General features: G+C 62.4%; 19 protein-coding genes and 1 other RNA gene. 13 read left to right on the plus strand and 7 right to left on the minus strand.

All coding sequences use genetic code 11. From position 1 onward, the window contains the following. Nucleotides 1-24 precede the first annotated feature (24 nt). Nucleotides 25-1,365 carry a tryptophan--tRNA ligase gene (locus LDJ84_RS05885; RefSeq protein WP_193452727.1) on the plus strand — a complete coding sequence of 447 codons (1,341 nt, stop codon included), beginning with the start codon at nucleotides 25-27 and terminating at the stop codon, nucleotides 1,363-1,365. 94 nt (nucleotides 1,366-1,459) lie between these two features. Beyond that, a complete protein-coding gene (gene zapE, locus LDJ84_RS05890; protein ID WP_037009786.1) occupies nucleotides 1,460-2,554 on the plus strand; it encodes a cell division protein ZapE in 1,095 nt (364 codons plus the stop codon). A 139-nt stretch (nucleotides 2,555-2,693) separates the two neighbouring features. Here zapE and LDJ84_RS05895 read toward each other — a convergent pair whose 3' ends face one another. Continuing rightward, nucleotides 2,694-3,659 (minus strand): hypothetical protein, encoded by a 966-nt coding sequence (locus LDJ84_RS05895; RefSeq protein WP_065083915.1) that lies wholly within the window; start codon nucleotides 3,657-3,659, stop codon nucleotides 2,694-2,696. Nucleotides 3,660-3,750: 91 nt separating this feature from the next. Beyond that, nucleotides 3,751-4,650 (minus strand): GlxA family transcriptional regulator, encoded by a 900-nt coding sequence (locus tag LDJ84_RS05900; protein ID WP_162484002.1) that lies wholly within the window; start codon nucleotides 4,648-4,650, stop codon nucleotides 3,751-3,753. A gap of 252 nt (nucleotides 4,651-4,902) precedes the next feature. On the opposite strand from LDJ84_RS05900, the gene LDJ84_RS05905 reads away from it, so the two are divergent. After that, on the plus strand, nucleotides 4,903-6,048 hold the full coding sequence (locus LDJ84_RS05905; RefSeq protein ID WP_169888205.1) for an acyl-CoA dehydrogenase family protein: 1,146 nt from the start codon (nucleotides 4,903-4,905) through the stop codon (nucleotides 6,046-6,048). A gap of 56 nt (nucleotides 6,049-6,104) precedes the next feature. On the opposite strand, the gene LDJ84_RS05910 is transcribed toward LDJ84_RS05905, so the two are convergent. Next, nucleotides 6,105-7,142 carry an NADP(H)-dependent aldo-keto reductase gene (locus LDJ84_RS05910; protein ID WP_024764048.1) on the minus strand — a complete coding sequence of 346 codons (1,038 nt, stop codon included), beginning with the start codon at nucleotides 7,140-7,142 and terminating at the stop codon, nucleotides 6,105-6,107. Between the two features lie 246 nt (nucleotides 7,143-7,388). On the opposite strand from LDJ84_RS05910, the gene rplM reads away from it, so the two are divergent. The 7 genes from rplM (at nucleotide 7,389) to LDJ84_RS05945 (ending at nucleotide 12,184) form a co-directional block, all read left to right on the plus strand. Beyond that, nucleotides 7,389-7,817: a 50S ribosomal protein L13 gene (rplM, locus tag LDJ84_RS05915; protein WP_015475857.1), complete on the plus strand. Its 429-nt coding sequence runs from the start codon at nucleotides 7,389-7,391 to the stop codon at nucleotides 7,815-7,817. Nucleotides 7,818-7,831: 14 nt separating this feature from the next. After that, entirely contained in the window at nucleotides 7,832-8,224 is a 393-nt protein-coding gene (gene rpsI, locus LDJ84_RS05920) for a 30S ribosomal protein S9 (protein ID WP_017518120.1), read from the plus strand. Between the two features lie 249 nt (nucleotides 8,225-8,473). After that, nucleotides 8,474-9,064, plus strand: a complete 591-nt coding sequence (gene petA, locus LDJ84_RS05925; protein ID WP_024764049.1) for a ubiquinol-cytochrome c reductase iron-sulfur subunit — start codon at nucleotides 8,474-8,476, stop codon at nucleotides 9,062-9,064. After that, complete coding sequence (locus LDJ84_RS05930; RefSeq protein ID WP_017518118.1) at nucleotides 9,064-10,275, plus strand: cytochrome b; 1,212 nt, start codon at nucleotides 9,064-9,066, stop codon at nucleotides 10,273-10,275. Before petA ends, LDJ84_RS05930 begins: the two co-directional genes overlap by 1 nt. Then, on the plus strand, nucleotides 10,275-11,057 hold the full coding sequence (locus LDJ84_RS05935) for a cytochrome c1 (protein ID WP_084358267.1): 783 nt from the start codon (nucleotides 10,275-10,277) through the stop codon (nucleotides 11,055-11,057). Before LDJ84_RS05930 ends, LDJ84_RS05935 begins: the two co-directional genes overlap by 1 nt. A gap of 93 nt (nucleotides 11,058-11,150) precedes the next feature. Then, complete coding sequence (locus LDJ84_RS05940; RefSeq protein WP_024764051.1) at nucleotides 11,151-11,768, plus strand: glutathione S-transferase N-terminal domain-containing protein; 618 nt, start codon at nucleotides 11,151-11,153, stop codon at nucleotides 11,766-11,768. An 11-nt stretch (nucleotides 11,769-11,779) separates the two neighbouring features. After that, nucleotides 11,780-12,184: a ClpXP protease specificity-enhancing factor gene (locus tag LDJ84_RS05945; RefSeq protein WP_024764052.1), complete on the plus strand. Its 405-nt coding sequence runs from the start codon at nucleotides 11,780-11,782 to the stop codon at nucleotides 12,182-12,184. Nucleotides 12,185-12,238: 54 nt separating this feature from the next. Here the strand turns inward: LDJ84_RS05945 and LDJ84_RS05950 are convergent, their stop codons facing one another. The 4 genes from LDJ84_RS05950 to LDJ84_RS05965 are packed head-to-tail and all read right to left on the minus strand — an operon-like array spanning nucleotide 12,239 to nucleotide 15,624. After that, complete coding sequence (locus LDJ84_RS05950) at nucleotides 12,239-12,817, minus strand: BON domain-containing protein (RefSeq protein WP_017518114.1); 579 nt, start codon at nucleotides 12,815-12,817, stop codon at nucleotides 12,239-12,241. Further along, nucleotides 12,814-13,407, minus strand: coding sequence for a phosphoheptose isomerase (locus LDJ84_RS05955; protein ID WP_017518113.1), 594 nt, complete (start codon nucleotides 13,405-13,407; stop codon nucleotides 12,814-12,816). Before LDJ84_RS05955 ends, LDJ84_RS05950 begins: the two co-directional genes overlap by 4 nt. Nucleotides 13,408-13,435: 28 nt before the next feature. Continuing rightward, nucleotides 13,436-13,813 (minus strand): YraN family protein, encoded by a 378-nt coding sequence (locus tag LDJ84_RS05960; protein ID WP_024764054.1) that lies wholly within the window; start codon nucleotides 13,811-13,813, stop codon nucleotides 13,436-13,438. Further along, entirely contained in the window at nucleotides 13,810-15,624 is a 1,815-nt protein-coding gene (locus tag LDJ84_RS05965) for a penicillin-binding protein activator (protein ID WP_169888195.1), read from the minus strand. The genes LDJ84_RS05960 and LDJ84_RS05965 overlap by 4 nt, the downstream gene beginning before the upstream one ends. A gap of 127 nt (nucleotides 15,625-15,751) precedes the next feature. Between LDJ84_RS05965 and rsmI the strand changes: the two genes are divergently transcribed. The 3 genes from rsmI to mraZ all read left to right on the plus strand — a co-directional run bounded on the left by rsmI (nucleotide 15,752) and on the right by mraZ (nucleotide 17,760). Further along, nucleotides 15,752-16,600, plus strand: coding sequence for a 16S rRNA (cytidine(1402)-2'-O)-methyltransferase (gene rsmI / locus LDJ84_RS05970; protein ID WP_226046066.1), 849 nt, complete (start codon nucleotides 15,752-15,754; stop codon nucleotides 16,598-16,600). A gap of 40 nt (nucleotides 16,601-16,640) precedes the next feature. Next, an RNA gene (rnpB, locus tag LDJ84_RS05975) (RNase P RNA component class A) lies at nucleotides 16,641-16,997 on the plus strand. 307 nt (nucleotides 16,998-17,304) lie between these two features. Continuing rightward, nucleotides 17,305-17,760, plus strand: a complete 456-nt coding sequence (gene mraZ / locus LDJ84_RS05980; protein ID WP_024764056.1) for a division/cell wall cluster transcriptional repressor MraZ — start codon at nucleotides 17,305-17,307, stop codon at nucleotides 17,758-17,760.

A 17,760-nucleotide genomic window follows, 5' to 3' on the forward strand; every position in this document is an offset into this window, starting at 1 on the left:
ATTTGTGTTGATTCCTGGATTCCCATGACGACCCGTATCCTGACCGGCATCACCACCACCGGTACTCCGCACCTGGGCAACTACGCCGGCGCCATCCGCCCTGCCATCGTCGCCAGCCGCGATCCGCAGGCAGATTCCTTCTACTTCCTGGCCGACTACCACGCGCTGATCAAGTGCGATGACCCGGCGCGCATCCAGCGTTCGCGTCTGGAAATCGCCGCCACCTGGCTGGCCTGCGGCCTGGATGCTGACAAGGCGACCTTCTATCGCCAGTCCGATATTCCCGAAATCCCCGAACTGACCTGGCTGCTCACCTGCGTCAGCGCCAAGGGCCTGCTCAACCGCGCCCACGCCTACAAGGCCTCGGTGGACAAGAACGTCGAGGCCGGCGAAGACCCGGACGCCGGCGTCACCATGGGCCTGTACAGCTATCCGGTGCTGATGGCCGCGGACATCCTGATGTTCAACGCGCACAAGGTGCCGGTCGGCCGCGACCAGATCCAGCACGTGGAAATGGCCCGCGACATCGGCCAGCGCTTCAACCACCTGTTCGGCAACGGCAAGGAACTGTTCACCCTGCCTGAAGTGGTGATCGAGGAAGACGTGGCGACCTTGCCGGGCCTGGACGGTCGCAAGATGTCCAAGAGCTACGACAACACCATCCCGCTGTTCGGCAGCGCCAAGCAGCTCAAGGACGCCGTGGCGCGCATCGTCACCGACTCCCGCGCGCCGGGCGAGCCGAAGGACCCGGACAACTCCCACCTGTTCACCCTGTACCAGGCGTTCTCCACCCACGAGCAACAGGCCGCGTTTCGCGCCGAACTGCTCGGCGGCCTGGCCTGGGGCGAGGCCAAACAGCGCCTGTTCGAGCTGCTCGACAACGAGCTGGGCGAGGCCCGCGAGCGCTATCACGCGCTGATCACCCGCCCGGCCGACCTGGAAGATATTCTCCTGGCCGGCGCCGCCAAGGCCCGCCGCATTGCGACGCCGTTCCTCGGCGAGTTGCGCGAGTCGGTCGGCTTGCGTTCGTTCCGCGAGCAGGTGCAGGTGGCGACCGAGGGCAAGAAGAAAGCTGCCAAGGCGGCGCGCTTCGTCAGCTTCCGCGAGGACGACGGCTTCCGCTTCCGCCTGCTGGATGCCGCGGGTGAGCAACTGCTGCTGTCCATCGCCTTCACCGATGGCAAGGCCGCCGGCCAGGTGACCAAGCGCCTGCAGTCCGAGGAACTGGACCTGCACGCCGAACTGAACGCCTTCAGCGTGCGCCTGGATGGCGAAGCCGTGGCGTATAGCCCGGAGTTCTCCACCGACGCGGAGCGCGACACCGCCATGCAGCGTCTGCGCGAGGCTCTCGCTCCGCAGGAGTGAGGCGCAGCAGGCCGGTCCGACTACCGGCCAATTGCCAAGAAACGGGGGCGCCGCTAAAGTGTGCGCCCCCGTTTTCGTTGCCTTGCTACCGATCATGACGCCTCTTCAGCGCTACCAGGAAGACCTCAAACGCCCCGATTTCTTCCACGACGCCGCGCAAGCGAACGCCGTGAAGCACCTGCAACGCCTCTACGACGACCTGGTCGCCGCCGACAAGGGCAAGTCCGGGCTGTTCGGCAAACTGCTGGGCAAGAAGTCCCAGGAGCCGGTGAAGGGCCTGTATTTCTGGGGCGGCGTCGGCCGCGGCAAGACCTACCTGGTGGACACCTTCTTCGAAGCGCTGCCCTTCAAGCAGAAGATGCGCACGCACTTCCACCGCTTCATGAAGCGCGTCCACGAGGAAATGAAAACCCTCAAGGGCGAGAAGAACCCGCTGACCATCATCGGCAAGCGATTCGCCGACGAGGCCCGGGTGATCTGCTTCGACGAATTCTTCGTCTCCGATATCACCGACGCGATGATCCTCGCGACCCTGCTGGAAGAGCTGTTCAAGAACGGCGTCAGCCTGGTGGCGACCTCCAACATCGTGCCGGATGGCCTCTACAAGGACGGCCTGCAGCGCGCCCGCTTCCTGCCGGCCATCGCGTTGGTCAAGAAGTACACCGAAGTGGTCAACGTCGACAGCGGCGTGGACTACCGCCTGCGCGCCCTGGAACAGGCCGAGCTGTATCACTGGCCGCTGTCCGAACAGGCCGACCAGGCCATGACCCGCGACTTCAAGGCGCTGACCCCGGAGTGCGCTGCAGCGACCCGCGATGACGCGCTGATGATCGAGAACCGCGAAATCCGCGCGCGCATCACCTGCGATGACGTGGCCTGGTTCGAGTTCCGCGAGCTGTGCGATGGCCCGCGCAGCCAGAACGACTACATCGAGCTGGCGAAGATCTTCCACGCGATCCTGATTTCCAACGTCGAGCAGATGGGCGTGGCCAAGGACGACATGGCGCGCCGCTTCATCAACCTGGTGGACGAGTTCTACGACCGCAACGTCAAGCTGATCCTCTCCGCCGAGGTGGAGCTCAAGGACCTGTACACCGGTGGCCGACTGGAGTTCGAGTTCCAGCGCACCCTGAGCCGCCTGCTGGAAATGCAGTCCCACGAATACCTGAGTCGCCCGCACCGTCCCTGATGGTTCGGCAAATGAAAAAGGCTGCCTTCGGGCAGCCTTTTCGTTTGAGCACTTCGCAATAGCGAGCTTGCTCGCGAAAATTCCACCGGCCGCTCGGGAGTTGGACGGTTCGCGAGCAGGCCGGCTTCTACAAAACCAGTCAGCGCTGGGCCATCTCCTGCTGCGCTTTCTTCAGTAGTTGCTGGGCGTGGGCGACTTCCAGCGCCTCCATGGCATTGATCGGCTTGATTGCCACCGCTTTCTTCAGCTGCTCCAGCGCCTTCTGCTGTTCATCTTCGCCGTACACATAACCCAGCGCGTTGGCGTACTCGTAGTGACCGATAGGCAGGTCGTCGGCGGCGCGGAAGGAGCGGGCGAAGTACTGCTCCATTTTGTCCGCGCTGACGCCGTAGGTCATCTTGCCCACCAGCTTGCCGACCTTGCGGATCACGCCGGCTTCGTAGCCACCGTAGAGTGCCAGGGCGAACGGCTGGTTCGGCTGCTTCGCCAGCAGGGCGTCCAGTTCCTTGGGAATCTCGCTCGTGTAGCCGCGCTTGAGCACCACCGGCACCGGCAGGTCCTCTGCCAGGCGAGCCTTGGCGTAGGCGCGGCCGAACTGGGCGATGGGGTCGGCGTTGAGCAGCGGGCCGGCTTCGTCGGTGTAGCTGATCACTTCTTCCAGCAGGCGTTGCTTATCGTCCTGGTTCGGTGCGAGGAACATGGCGTAGAGCACCTGGGCGAACATCCCCGGCACCTGGCCGCCGACACCCAATGCCAGGCCGTCCTTCTTGGCCTGGGCGAAGTCGCCGCGGAACACCTTGCGCCACACGTCCTGCAGCTTCTCGGCGTAGACCTGTGCTTCTTCCGGCTTGCCGCTGAAACCGGTGCCGGCGGCGACAGTCTTCTCCAGGGCTTCGGGATGCCGGGTGGCCATGGTCACTACCCAGTCCGCGTCCGGGAACGGGTAGTTGGCGCCGAAGCCTCGGGTCAGTCGCGGCCAAGCCTCGCGCAGCTTGTCACCGCTGTAGTCGAAGGCCTTCTGGTCGTAGGGGAAGGGTTTCCAGGTGTCGTCCGCCACAGCGTTGAGGCTGAAGACGGTCAGGAGGGCAAGCAGAAAGCGGCGCATGGCGATATCCCGTGAAGTTCTTGTTGTCGGAAGCTGCCCCGATCATAGGGCCGCCCCCGAGTCCGTGAACCCATCCTAGGGATGGCCTGTTTCAGCCTTCCTTCTGCTCGTACTGGCGCCGGTAATGATTCGGCGACAGCCCGGTGTGCTGGCGGAAAAGCCGAGCGAAAAAGCTGGCGTCGTCGTAGCCGACTTCGTAACTGATGGTCTTGATGCTCTTGCGGGTCGTGGACAGCAGGTTGCGCGCGGTCTCGATACGCAGACGCTGCAGGTAGTGCAGTGGCTTGTCGCCGGTAGCCGCCTGGAAGCGCCGCATGAAGTTGCGGATGCTCATGCCGTGCTCGCGGGCCACATCCTCGAAGCGGAACTTGTCGGAGAAGTGCTCCTCCAGCCAGTGCTGGATCTGCAGGATCGCCGGGTCGTGGTGCAGTTTCTGTCCGCCGAAGCCCAGGCGCCCTGGCGTGTAGTTGCGCTGCACCTCGTAGAGGATGTCGCGGGCCACGCCCTGGGCGACGGTGGCGCCGCAGAAGCGTTCGATCAGGTAGATGTACAGGTCGCGCACCGACGTCAGGCCACCAGCGCTGTAGATGTTGTCAGCGTCGGCGATGTGCTTGTCCTGGTTGAGCAGTACCTTGGGGTAGCGCTCGGCGAACTCGCGGAAGAAGCGCCAGTAGGTGGTGGCTTCCTTGCCGTCCAGCAGGCCCGCCTCGGCGAGCCAGAACACCCCCGAGACCTCACCGCAGAGCACGCAGCCGGCGGCGTGACGCTCGCGCAGCCAGGCCGTTACCTGTGGGTAGAGGGTCAGCAGTTCGTCGAAGTCGCCCCAGAAGGCGGGGAGGATGATCAGTTCCGGCTCGTCCAGGGCGCCGTGCACCGGTAGCAGGTCGCCGCTGAAGCTCATTACCGGCTGGCCGTCGGGGCTGACGATGCGGGTCTCGAAGCTGGGCTGCAGGCCGAGGCCCTGTTGGCGGCCGTGGCGCAGGGCGGCCATGTGGAAGAAGTCCTTGGCCTGCATCAGGGTGGAGCCGAAGACGCCATGGGTGGCGAGGATGCTGACGCGGCGCAGCACCTGGGAAACTGAATTGGGCATCGATTCTTGTACTTCTTATGGATGTCTTTGCATGACGCTAAAGCGGTCATGATGCGGCTGGATCGTCTTATTTTTTGGCGAAAGTGTCCAGTGCAGAGCGGTTCGGGCTGGCCTACAGTCGGCCTTCCAATAATTCCTACAACCGATTCGCAGGTGCACCGCATGATTCCCAGAACCCTGTTCAGTTCCGATCACGAACTGTTCCGCGACAGCGTCCGCAAGTTCCTCGAACAGGAGGCGGTGCCCTTTCACGCCCAGTGGGAAAAGGACGGCCATATCGACCGTCAACTGTGGAACAAGGCCGGGGAGGCCGGAATGCTCTGCTCGCACCTGCCCGAGGCGTATGGCGGCATGGCGGCGGACTTCCTCTACAGCGCGGTGGTGATCGAGGAGATCGGCCGTCTCGGGCTGACCGGCATTGGCTTCTCGTTGCACTCGGACATTGTCGCTCCGTACATCCTTCATTACGGCAGCGAGGAATTGAAGCAGCGCTACCTGCCCAGGCTGATCTCCGGCGAGATGGTCTCTGCGATCGCCATGACCGAGCCGGGTGCCGGCTCCGACCTGCAGGGCGTGAAGACCACCGCTGTACTGGACGGCGACGAGTACGTGATCAATGGGTCGAAGACCTTCATCACCAACGGCTGGCTGGCCGATCTGGTGATCGTGGTCGCCAAGACCGATCCGAAGGCCGGCGCCAAGGGCACCAGCCTGTTCCTGGTGGAAGCCGGCACACCGGGCTTCAGCAAGGGCAAGCGCCTGGAAAAGGTGGGCATGAAGGCTCAGGACACCTCCGAGCTGTTCTTCCAGGACGTGCGTATCCCCAAGGAGAACCTGCTGGGCAAGGAAGGACAGGGCTTCATCTACCTGATGCAGGAGCTACCCCAGGAACGCCTGACGGTCGCCCTCGGCGCCCTGGCATCGGCCGAGGCAGCGTTGAAGTGGACGCTGGAATACACCCGCGAGCGCAAGGCTTTCGGCAAGTCCGTGGCGGACTTCCAGAACACCCGTTTCAAGCTGGCCGAGATCGCCACCGAGGTGCAGGTGGGGCGTGTCTTCGTCGATCGCTGCCTGGAGCAGCACCTGGAAGGCAAGCTGGATGTGCCGACAGCGGCCATGGCCAAATACTGGACCACCGACCTGCAGTGCAAGGTGCTCGATGAATGCGTACAGCTGCATGGCGGTTATGGCTACATGTGGGAATACCCGATCGCCCGCGCCTGGGCGGATGCGCGCGTGCAGCGCATCTATGCAGGCACCAACGAGATCATGAAGGAAATCATCGCTCGCGCGCTGTAAGCGGCAGCGGCAAGAGAAAAGCCCGGCGATTGCCGGGCTTTTCTCTTTGCGCGCGGTCAGGGTGCCGGGTTCGGCTGATCCTTGTGGATCGCCTCGATGCTGGCCAGTATCTCGTCGGAGAGCTTGAGGTCGAAGCTGCCGAGGTTGGCCTCCAGTTGCTCCAGGTTGGTCGCGCCAATGATGTTGCTGGTCACGAACGGTCGGCTGGTGACGAAGGCCAGGGCCATCTGTGCCGGGTCCAGGCCATGCTCGCGGGCCAGGGTTACATAGCGGTCGCAGGCGCTGGCGGTCTGCGGATTGGTATAGCGGGTGAAGCGGCTGAACAGGGTGATCCGCGCATTGGCCGGGCGCGCGCCGCCGAAGTACTTGCCCGAGAGCATGCCGAAGGCCAGGGGCGAGTAAGCCAGCAGACCGATCTGCTCGCGGATGGCGATTTCCGCCAGGCCCACCTCGAAGCTGCGGTTGAGCAGGTTGTAGGGGTTCTGGATCGACACTGCGCGTGGCCAGCCTCGCTCCTGGGCGATCTGCAGGAAGCGCATGGTGCCCCAGGGCGTTTCGTTGGACAGGCCGATATGGCGGATCTTGCCGGCGCGGACCTGCTCGTCGAGTGCTTCCAGGGTGTCTTCCAGCGCGGTGAAGCTCTCTTCCTTGTGCTGGTAGCCCAGTTGGCCGAAGAAATTGGTGCTGCGCTCGGGCCAGTGCAGTTGGTACAGGTCGATCCAGTCGGTCTGCAGGCGCTTGAGGCTGCCATCCAGTGCCGCCACGATGTTCTTGCGATCGAGTTTTGGCTGGCCGTCCCGGATGTGGCTGATGGAGTTGCCGGGGCCGGCAACCTTGCTGGCCAGTACCCAATCGGTGCGATCGCCGCGCTGGGCGAACCAGTTGCCGATGATCTGCTCGGTGCGGGTGTAGGTTTCCGCACGTGGCGGGACGGGGTACATCTCGGCGGTATCGATGAAATTCAGACCGGCGGCCTTGGCCCGCTCGATCTGGGCGAAAGCCTCGTCCTGCGTGTTCTGCTCGCCCCAGGTCATGGTTCCCAGGCAGAGGGCGCTGACTTTCAATTCGGTGCGGCCGAGCGGGCGGTACTCCATGCGGGTCTCCTCATGAAAACAAGTGCGTCATACAGTTGAAAATTCTGCCGGAATCTGCATAATTCCGCAGCCTTTCATCGGTGGGGGATGCCAAAGCCTGCCGATTGATACATCTAGTCGTTACGGACGCACACCGACCCGAGCCCCAATTCGTGTCTGTCTTCGGCTGTCCTTGACTTGTCAAGGCAACCACTGTCCAGTAAGATTCGCCGTCTTATTTTCAGGCGGCCCCTGAGGCTATAACGAATGAAAACTTATACCGCGAAACCAGAAACTGTTAAGCGCGACTGGTTCGTCGTCGACGCTGCTGGCCTGACCCTGGGTCGTCTGGCTACCGAGATTGCTACCCGCCTGCGCGGCAAGCACAAGCCGGAATACACCCCGCACGTTGACACCGGCGACTACATCGTCGTGATCAACGCCGAGCAGGTTCGTGTCACTGGCGCCAAAGCTACCGACAAGATGTACTACCATCACTCGGGCTTCCCGGGCGGTATCAAGTCGATCAACTTCGAGAAGCTGATCGCCAAGGCTCCTGAGCGTGTTATCGAGACTGCCGTCAAAGGCATGCTGCCGAAGAACCCGCTGGGCCGCGACATGTACCGCAAGCTGAAAGTGTACAAGGGTGCCAACCACCCGCACACCGCTCAGCAGCCTCAAGAACTGAAGATTTAACGGGATAGCTCATTATGTCGGCGACTCAAAATTACGGCACTGGCCGTCGTAAGACCGCTACCGCTCGCGTCTTCCTGCGTCCGGGCACTGGCAAGATCTCCATCAACAACCGCTCCATCGAGCAGTTCTTCGGTCGTGAGACCGCTCGCATGGTTGTTCGTCAGCCGCTCGAGCTGACCGAGAACACCGAGAAGTTCGATATCTACGTGACCGTCGTTGGCGGTGGCGTAAGCGGTCAAGCTGGTGCAATCCGCCACGGTATCACCCGCGCACTGATCGAGTACGACGAGACCCTGCGCAGTCCGCTGCGTAAAGCCGGCTACGTCACTCGCGATGCCCGCGAAGTTGAACGTAAGAAAGTCGGTCTGCGTAAAGCGCGTAAGCGTCCGCAGTACTCCAAGCGTTAATACGACGCTTCGAAAAAAACGCCCAGATCCTTTGGACTGGGCGTTTTTTTATGTCTTCAATAAGTTCGTGCGGCAAGGTGTCGCATCCGCGCAGGCCGCGTCGTTCAAGGGTTTCAGGGGTTGTGTGACAGGCTATTACCTTGTCATCACAAGGGCTTTTCTTTACCATTTGGCGAATTTTTTGCGCGGCTCGAATTTTTACTTAAAAGCCTGATTTGAACAGGCTTGAAGCTGATGGGAGACGACTGAATGAGTAATGACGGCGTGAATGCAGGCCGGCGTCGCTTCCTTGTCGCGGCCACTTCGGTGGTAGGTGCGGCAGGAGCGGTCGGAGCTGCGGTCCCGTTCGTGGGGTCATGGTTCCCCAGTGCCAAGGCGAAGGCCGCTGGCGCGCCGGTTAAGGTCAACGTAGGGAAGATCGAGCCGGGCCAGCAAGTCGTGGCCGAATGGCGCGGCAAGCCGGTGTTCCTGGTGCACCGCACCAAGGAAATGCTGGACGCGCTGCCGACGCTCGAAGGGCAACTGGCCGACCCCGAGTCGAAGGCTTCGGAGCAGCCCGCTTACGTCGATCCCAAGGTTCGCTCGATCAAGCCTGAGCTGGCGGTGATCGTCGGTATCTGCACCCACTTGGGCTGCTCGCCGACTTTCCGCCCGGAAGTCGCCCCTGCTGACCTCGGTCCGGACTGGAAGGGTGGCTATTTCTGCCCCTGCCACGGCTCCCATTACGACCTCGCCGGCCGCGTTTACAAGGGGCAGCCTGCGCCTCTGAACCTGCCGATTCCGCCCTATACGCTGGATGGTGATGAGTTGACCATCGGTGTGGACCAGGAGAAAGCCTGATGAACAAGTTCATGGCTTGGGTCGATGCCCGCTTCCCCGCGACCAAGATGTGGGAAGACCATCTGAGCAAGTACTACGCCCCGAAGAACTTTAACTTCTGGTACTTCTTCGGCTCCCTCGCACTGTTGGTCCTGGTTAACCAGATCCTCACCGGTATCTGGTTGACCATGAGCTTCACCCCGTCGGCGGAAGAGGCTTTCGCCTCCGTCGAGTACATCATGCGAGATGTGGATTACGGCTGGATTATCCGCTACATGCACTCTACCGGTGCATCGGCGTTCTTCGTGGTCGTCTACCTGCACATGTTCCGTGGCCTGCTGTACGGCTCCTACCAGAAACCGCGCGAACTGGTGTGGATCTTCGGCATGCTGATCTACCTCGCCCTGATGGCCGAGGCCTTCATGGGCTATCTGCTGCCCTGGGGCCAGATGTCCTACTGGGGTGCCCAGGTGATCATCTCGCTGTTCGGCGCCATTCCAGTGGTCGGCGAAGACCTGGCCCAGTGGATCCGCGGTGACTTCCTGATCTCCGGCATCACCCTGAACCGCTTCTTCGCCCTGCACGTGATCGCTCTGCCGATCGTCCTGCTCGGCCTGGTCGTGCTGCACATCCTGGCGCTGCACGAAGTCGGCTCGAACAACCCGGATGGCGTGGACATCAAGAAGAAGAAGGACGAGAACGGTATCCCGCTGGATGGCATCCCGTTCCACCCGTACTACACCGTGAAGGACATTGTCGGTGTCGTGGTCTTCCTCTTTGTCTTCTGCACCGTGATCTTCTTCTTCCCGGAAATGGGTGGTTTCTTCCTCGAGAAGCCCAACTTCGAGATGGCGAACCAGTTCAAGACCCCGCCGCACATTGCTCCGGTGTGGTACTTCACGCCCTTCTACGCCATTCTGCGTGCCGTTCCGGACAAGCTGATGGGCGTTGTCGCCATGGGCGCCTCCATCGCTGTGCTGTTCGTGCTGCCGTGGCTGGATCGTAGCCCGGTGCGCTCGATCCGCTACAAGGGTTGGCTGAGCAAGATCTGGCTGGTGATCTTCGCGGTGTCCTTCGTCGTTCTCGGCTACTACGGCTCGCAAGCACCGTCGCCGCTGGGGACTACCCTGTCCCGCCTGTGCACCATTCTGTACTTCGCCTTCTTCATCCTGATGCCGTTCTACACCCGGATGGAGAAAACCAAACCGGTTCCGGAAAGGGTGACTGGCTGATGAAAAAGCAATTCGCAGCATTGATTCTGGCTTTCCTGCCGGTATTCGGATTTGCCGCCACTGAGGCCGGTCCTGAGTTGGATCGCGTCGATATCGACCTGACTGACAAGGCCGCCATGCAGGACGGCGCGCGTACCTTCGCCAACTACTGCATGGGCTGCCACAGCGCCAAGTTCCAGCGTTATGAGCGTGTTGGTCGTGATCTGGGTATTCCGGAAGAGCTGATGATGAGCCACCTGGTGTTCACCGGTGCGAAGATCGGTGACCACATGGACATCGGCATGAAGCCTGCTGACGCCAAGGTATGGTTCGGTGCTGCTCCGCCGGACCTGACCTTGGTAGCCCGCGTGCGTGGCGCCGACTGGCTGTACACCTACCTGCGCTCGTTCTACGAAGATCCCAAGCGTCCTTGGGGGGTGAACAACACCATCTTCCCGAACGTCGGCATGCCGAACGTGCTGGTGAGCCTGCAGGGCCGCCAGGTCGTCGGTTGCAAGCAGGTTCAGGTCGTCGAGGATGGCAAGAAGCAGTACGATCCTCTGACCGGTACCCCGCTGACCCACGAGGCCTGCGACCAACTGACCGTCGTTCCGAAGACCGGTCAGCTGACCGAGGCTCAGTTCGACGAGAAGGTGAAGAATCTGGTGACCTTCCTGGCTTATTCGGCTGACCCGAACAAGCTGGACTCCCACCGCATCGGCACCTACGTCCTGCTGTTCCTGGCCTTCTTCTTCGTGTTCGCCTACCTGCTCAAGCGCGAATACTGGAAGGACGTGCACTAAGCACCACCCGTCGTAGTAACAAGCGCGCGCCCTACGGGGCGCGCGTGCGTTTTTCTACCTCCCACAAGAAAGTCCTGCGAGGAGGCGCGCGGCATGGCCGCTATCAACAAGCTCACCTGCTTCTCCGATCCCGCCTGCCACTACAGCCATCGCGTACGCCTGGTGCTGGCTGAGAAGAGCGTCGTTGCCGACATCATCGACGTCCCTGCCGGCAATATCCCGGCCAAACTCGCTGAAGTGAACCCCTACGGCAGCTTGCCGACCCTGGTGGATCGCGATCTCGCGCTCTACGAGTCGACGGTGGTCATGGAGTACCTCGATGAGCGTTATCCGCACCCGCCGCTGCTTCCGGTCTACCCGGTGGCCCGCGCGAACAGCCGTCTGCTGATGCATCGCATCCAGCGCGACTGGTGCAGTCTGGTGGATAGAATCCTCGATACCCGCCGCAAGGACACCGAACGCGCCTTGGCGCGCAAGGAATTGCGTGAGAGCCTGACGGGTGTATCGGCGCTGTTCGCCGACAAGCAGTTCTTCCTCAGCGACGAGCTGAGCCTGGTGGATTGCTGCCTGCTGCCGATCCTCTGGCGACTGCCGATCCTGGGCATCGAGCTGCCGCGGCCGGCAAAGCCCCTGCTGGATTACATGGAGCGACAGTTTGCACGGGAAACTTTCCGTGCCAGCCTGTCCTCTATCGAACGTGATATGCGCTAAGGAGCCCGATGATGAACTCCAGTCGTCCCTACCTCGTGCGAGCCCTCTATGAGTGGATCGTCGATAACGGCTGCACGCCGCATATCCTGGTGAATTCCGAGTATCCCGGCGTGCGGGTGCCGCCGGGTTATGCCAGCGACGGGCAGATCGTGCTCAACGTCTCCCCGACCGCTGTGCGCCACCTGCAGATGGACAACGAGGCGGTCAGCTTCGAGGGTCGCTTCGGTGGTGTTGCCCAGGGTCTGTACATACCGTCTCAGGCTGTAATGGCCATCTATGCGCGGGAGAACGGCCAAGGCATGGTGTTCGATCTGGAGCCGCCGGTGCCCACCGATGACGAGGAGCTGCCGGATGACGGCCCGTCCGACGAGCCGCCACGCCCCAGTGGCCGCCCGAGTCTCAAGGTGGTGAAGTAATAAAAAAAGGCGACCCGAGGGTCGCCTTTTTCATGCCTGCAATAAATGGCCCGGTCAGTCGATGTACTCGAACAGGCGGACGATCTTCTGCACGCCGTCCACGCCCTGGACCACCTGGGTGGCCAGGTCGCCTTCCTTGCGGGTCACCAGGCCGAGCATATAGACGATGCCGTTCTCGGTCAGCACCTTGATGCGGGTGGACGGCACGTTTGCGTCAGCGAGCATCTGGCTCTTGATCTTGGTGGTCAGCCAGGTGTCGTTGCTGCGCGCGGCCAGGGAAGAGGGCTGCAGGATCTGCAGCTCGTTGTGCACGGTCTTGACCTTCTGCACTTCCTTGGCGGCCTGCTCGGCCTTGTTCTTCAGGTCGGCTCGCGGAGTCTGGCCGGCGAGCAGTACCACGCCGTTATAGCTGATCACCACGATGTGGGAATTGCGGTCGAGGTCCGGATCGGCCTTGGCGACGTTCACCGCCACCTTGGTTTCGATCAGTGAGTCGTCGATCTTGCTGCCCAGGGTACGGGTACCCTTGTCATCGTCGATCGGCTTGTCGCGGGTGGCGCTGACGAAGCTGCTGCAGCCACCCAGTGCCATGGTCACGGCCAGTGCGGCTGCGATCAGAGGGGTGCGGGTCATTCTTCACTCCCGAACAGTTGACGGTCGATAAGGTCGCAGAGGCAATGGATGACCAGCAGGTGGACTTCCTGGATGCGTGCGGTGACCTTGGCCGGAACGCGGATCTCCACGTCTTCGGGCAGCAGCAATGATGCCATGTTGCCGCCGTCGCGGCCGGTCAGAGCTACGACAACCATTTCGCGATCATGTGCGGCCTGGATCGCCTGAATGACGTTGGCCGAGTTGCCGCTGGTGGAAATCGCCAGCAGCACGTCGCCCGGTTGGCCCAGGGCACGGATCTGCTTGGAGAAGACTTCGTTGTAGCTGTAGTCGTTGGCGATCGAGGTGATGGTCGAGCTGTCGGTGGTCAGGGCGACCGCCGGCAGGCTCGGGCGTTCGCGCTCGAAGCGGTTCAGCAGTTCGGAGGAGAAGTGCTGGGCGTCGCCAGCGGAGCCGCCATTGCCGCAGGAGAGAATCTTGCCCTCGTTCAGCAGGGCATTGACCATGACCATGCTGGCCTGCTCGATATGCGGGATGAGCACCTCGGTAGCCTGTTGCTTGGTCTCGATGCTGGCATGGAAGAGCTGGCGGATACGGGATTGCATGTCCATCAGGTGTGACCTTTCGTCGGGCGTCTGATCAGGTGTCAAAAGCGTTGGGAATCCAGTTCAAGTGCCCTGCGGAGCTGGGGGTGCGAATGTCGATGGCGACGATGTCGAACCGGCAGGGGTGGCTGCTCCAGCGGGCGTTCTGTTGCAGGAAGAGTTCAGCGGAAATGGCCAGGCGTTGACGCTTGCGCATGTCCACGCTCTCCAGTGCTCCTCCCCAGGCAGAATGCCGGCGGGAGCGAACTTCGACGAATACTACTGTATCGCCGTCCAGCATGACCAGATCGAGCTCGCCTCGGCGGCACGTCCAGTTCTGAGCCAGGAGGCTCAATCCATGCTGTTGCAGGTGGGCCAGGGCGGCGGCTTCGGCTCGCTGCCCGGCCTTCTGGGTAGGGCTGTTGCCGATCAAATACCGCTGTTCTCCAGCGGCTGGACCTGGCCGTTCTTGAACTCTGCCCAGGGCAGGCGGCGCTCTACGCGCTGGCTGGCGCTGACGCTCAGGGTGCCGGTCAGGCCATCTAGCTGCATGCTTGGCACCGCCTTGAGCTCCGGCAGGCGCGGGGCCAGTTGGTAGGCGTCGGCGCCCATGGCGTACAGGCGGCCGAGGCTGCCGTTGGCGGCCGGCCACTGCGCTGCGACCTGCTGGCGCAGGGCGTTGTTGGGGTTCAGTAGCCAGGGGGTTTCGCAGAAGCGAATGCCGTTCAGGTCCTGGTCCTGCGCCGGATTGTTTACGCCGGTGTACAGGTTGGAGGTGGCGTAGACCGGCAGGTCGCCAGCGTACTGGAAGGCCAGCGTCGGTTTGATCTGACGGGCCTGCTGCGGGGTGGCGGCGAGGAAGATGAAGTCGATGTCCTGGCGGCGCGACGGCTGGGTGTCGACGCTACTGTCAAGCACGCCCTGCAGGCGCTTGGCGCGGCCTTCGCTCTGGCGCAGTTGTAGCAGGTCGGCGATCTGGCGCGCCAGCTCGACCGGCTGGTCGACGTGTTCGGCGGCGATCAGGGTGCCGCCGGCGGCCTGCCAGTTGCGGCTGAACGAGGCGAGTACACGGTCGCCCCATTCGCCGCGCGGCACCAGGGCCACGGCGCGGCGCATGCCGTCGTTCCAGGCGCGGTTGGCGACTTCGCGGGCTTCGTCCTCGGCGGACAGGCCGAACTGGAACAACTGGGCAGGGCCTTCCTGATTGCCATCGGCGTAGTTCAGGGCCAGGGTGGTGATGGGCAGTTGCGGTTGACTGCTCATCTGCTTGACCAGGTTCTTCTCCAACGGCCCAACGACCAGTTGCACGCCGTCGGCCTGGGCCTGGCGGTAGAACTCATCCAGCGAGCGTACCTGGGTGCTGTCGTAGAGCTTGATATCCGGCTGCTGGCCGCCGTTGTGCTGGGCCTGGTAGTGGGCGGCGAGGAAGCCGTCCTGCAGGGCGCGGGCGACGGAGGCCAGCTGGCCTTGCTGGGGCAGCAGCAGGCCGATCTTGTTCAGCGGCTGGGCAGCCAGGGATTTCAGCTTGGTCAGCGCGTCGGGCAATTGCTTGGCGGCCGGGTGGTCGGGGTTCTGCGCGACCCAGTTGTCGATGTTCGACTGCTGTTCTTTGAGGGTTGACGAGGATTTGGTGATGCGCGCCAGTTCCAGCCAGCCGTTCAGGTCGCCTTCGTTGCTGCTGGCCTGCATCTGCTCGAGTGGGAGGCTGGAAACCAGTTTCCAGATCTCCTCGTGGTTGGCCTTGCTCGCCTCTGCATTGAGCAGTGGGTCGATGAAGACGCGTTCGCGGGCGGCGCTCAGGGCCTGACCGTCGGCGGCCAGGGCGAGTGACTTGACCATGCCGGCGCGCGCCTGCAGGTCCACGGGCATTTCGCCCAGGCGCTGGAAGCTGGGATGGTCGAAAGCCTTCAGGGCGGCCTTGGTCTTGTTGCGCGCCAGTTCGAGCTGGGCACGCAGGGTGCTGGCGAAGACCTGCTGGGCGGGCTTCAGGCTTTCCAGCGGAATCTGGTCGAGGATCTGCGTCGAGCGGCCAAGATCTTTCTGCTTGTAGGCCTGATCGGCGGCGGAAAGGCGCAGGACTGCGGCTTCATCTGGCTTGGCGGTGGAGGCCTGCTGCAGCAGCTGTTCGATGCTGGCGTCCGGGGTGCGCGGCAGTTCGCCGAGAGTGGACGACGGGGAGGACGCACAGGCGGCGAGCATGCCGGCCAGGAACAGAGCGGATAGCGGACGCAGGCGAGCGATCATATCGGGCTTCTCGTGACGCATTCAAAGAACTGCCGATTGTACCGAAGCGGCAAGGGGGACGCGATGGCGGCTGGCGGAATCGGGATACAATGCGTCTTTTCCGACACTTCCGGTGAGGTTCTCCCGCGTGACCCTAGGCACTCTCTATGTGGTGGCCACTCCTATTGGCAACCTGGACGACATCAGCGCCCGGGCGCTGAAGGTGCTGGCCGACGTGGCCTTGATCGCGGCCGAAGACACCCGTCACTCCGTGCGTCTGCTGCAGCACTTCGGCATCCAGACTCCATTGGCGGCTTGTCACGAACACAACGAGCGAGAGCAGGGCGGCCGCTTCCTTACCAAGCTTCAGGCTGGCGAGGATGTCGCGCTGATCTCTGATGCGGGCACGCCGCTGATCTCTGATCCGGGCTATCACCTGGTGCGCCAGGCGCGCGCCGCGGGCATCCCGGTGGTGCCGGTGCCGGGAGCCTGCGCGCTGATTGCCGCACTTTCCGCGGCGGGCCTGCCGTCGGATCGCTTCGTCTTCGAAGGCTTCCTGCCGGCCAAGGCCGCCGGACGTCGTGGGCGCCTGGAGGCGCTGGTGGATGAACCGCGTACCCTGATCTTCTATGAGGCGCCGCACCGCGTGCTGGAGTGCATCGAGGATATGGTGGCGATCTTCGGCGACGAACGGCCGGCGCTGCTGGCCCGTGAACTGACCAAGGCCTTCGAGACCCTCAAGGGGTTGCCGCTGAGGGAGTTGCGTGAATTCGTGGCGTCCGACAGCAATCAGCAGCGGGGGGAGTGCGTGCTGCTGGTGGCCGGCAAGCCTGCGCCCGAGGGCGATGAAACGGTCGATGCGCACACCCTGCGGGTGCTCGACCTGCTGCTGGCGGAGATGCCGATCAAGCGCGCGGCGGCGCTTGCCGCGGAGATCACCGGGGCGCGCAAGAACCAGCTTTATCAGATCGCGTTGGAGCGCCAGGGCAAGGCTTGAGCTTGTCCTGGGCGTTGACAGCCGCTAACCTTGCAGCCTGAGAGTCGATTGGACAGTCGCTGTTCCGTGGTGTTCCATCACGGGGTGGAGGAAAGTCCGGGCTCCACAGGGCAGAGTGCCAGGTAACGCCTGGGAGGCGTGAGCCTACGGAAAGTGCCACAGAAAATAACCGCCTAAGCGCGCAAGCGCCGGTAAGGGTGAAAAGGTGCGGTAAGAGCGCACCGCACGGCTGGCAACAGTTCGTGGCTAGGTAAACCCCACTCGGAGCAAGATCAAATAGGAACCCATTGGCGCGGCCCGCGTTGGGTTCGGGTAGATCGCTTGAGGCATGCAGTGATGTATGTCCCAGAGGAATGGCTGTCCTCGACAGAACCCGGCTTACAGATCGACTCTCACCACTTTTCCGCCACTTCTTCCCACATGACCATTTGTCGCTGACCGGAAGAAGTGTAGAACTTAAGAAATCACTTTAAGTATGAAAGCCCAGTGTTTTGAAAACACTGGGCTTTTCTCTTTTCTAGCGCGTCAAATTCCCTCCCCGAACCTCGCAAAAGCACGCTAAATCTCGGTCCTGTAAGGATTTTTCCCCTCCGGCTTACCTTGACGGTGGGGAGCGCGGATTTCTATAGTGTGCAGAAGTGGTATGAAGTGGGTAAAAGTGGGATCAACAGGCATGGATAGCCAACCACAGGGGAAGCGCTGACGTGTTTCGCGGAGCTAACGCCATCAGTCTCGACGCCAAAGGGCGCCTCGCGATGCCGAGTCGGTATCGTGACGAGCTCGTTTCGCGTTGCAATGGCCAGCTCATCGTCACTATCGATGCCGTCGACACCTGCCTCACCGTCTACCCCCTCCCTGAATGGGAACTCATCGAAGCCAAACTGCGCGAGCTGCCCTCGCTGCGTGAAGAAACGCGGCGTCTGCAGCGTTTGCTGATTGGTAATGCCGTTGACCTGGAGCTCGATAGCGCCGGGCGTTTTCTCGTTCCGCCGCGCCTGCGCGAGTACGCCGGCCTGGACAAGAAGGCGATGCTGGTCGGCCAGCTGAACAAGTTCCAGCTGTGGGACGAAGACAAGTGGAATGCGGTTGCCGAGGCCGACCTCGCAGCCATCAAAGAGCCCGGCGGCCTGCCGGATGAATTGCGCGACCTTATTCTGTGA

Source organism: Pseudomonas sp. HS-18 (genome assembly GCF_020401845.1).
Classification (GTDB): Bacteria; Pseudomonadota; Gammaproteobacteria; order Pseudomonadales; family Pseudomonadaceae; genus Pseudomonas; species Pseudomonas nitroreducens.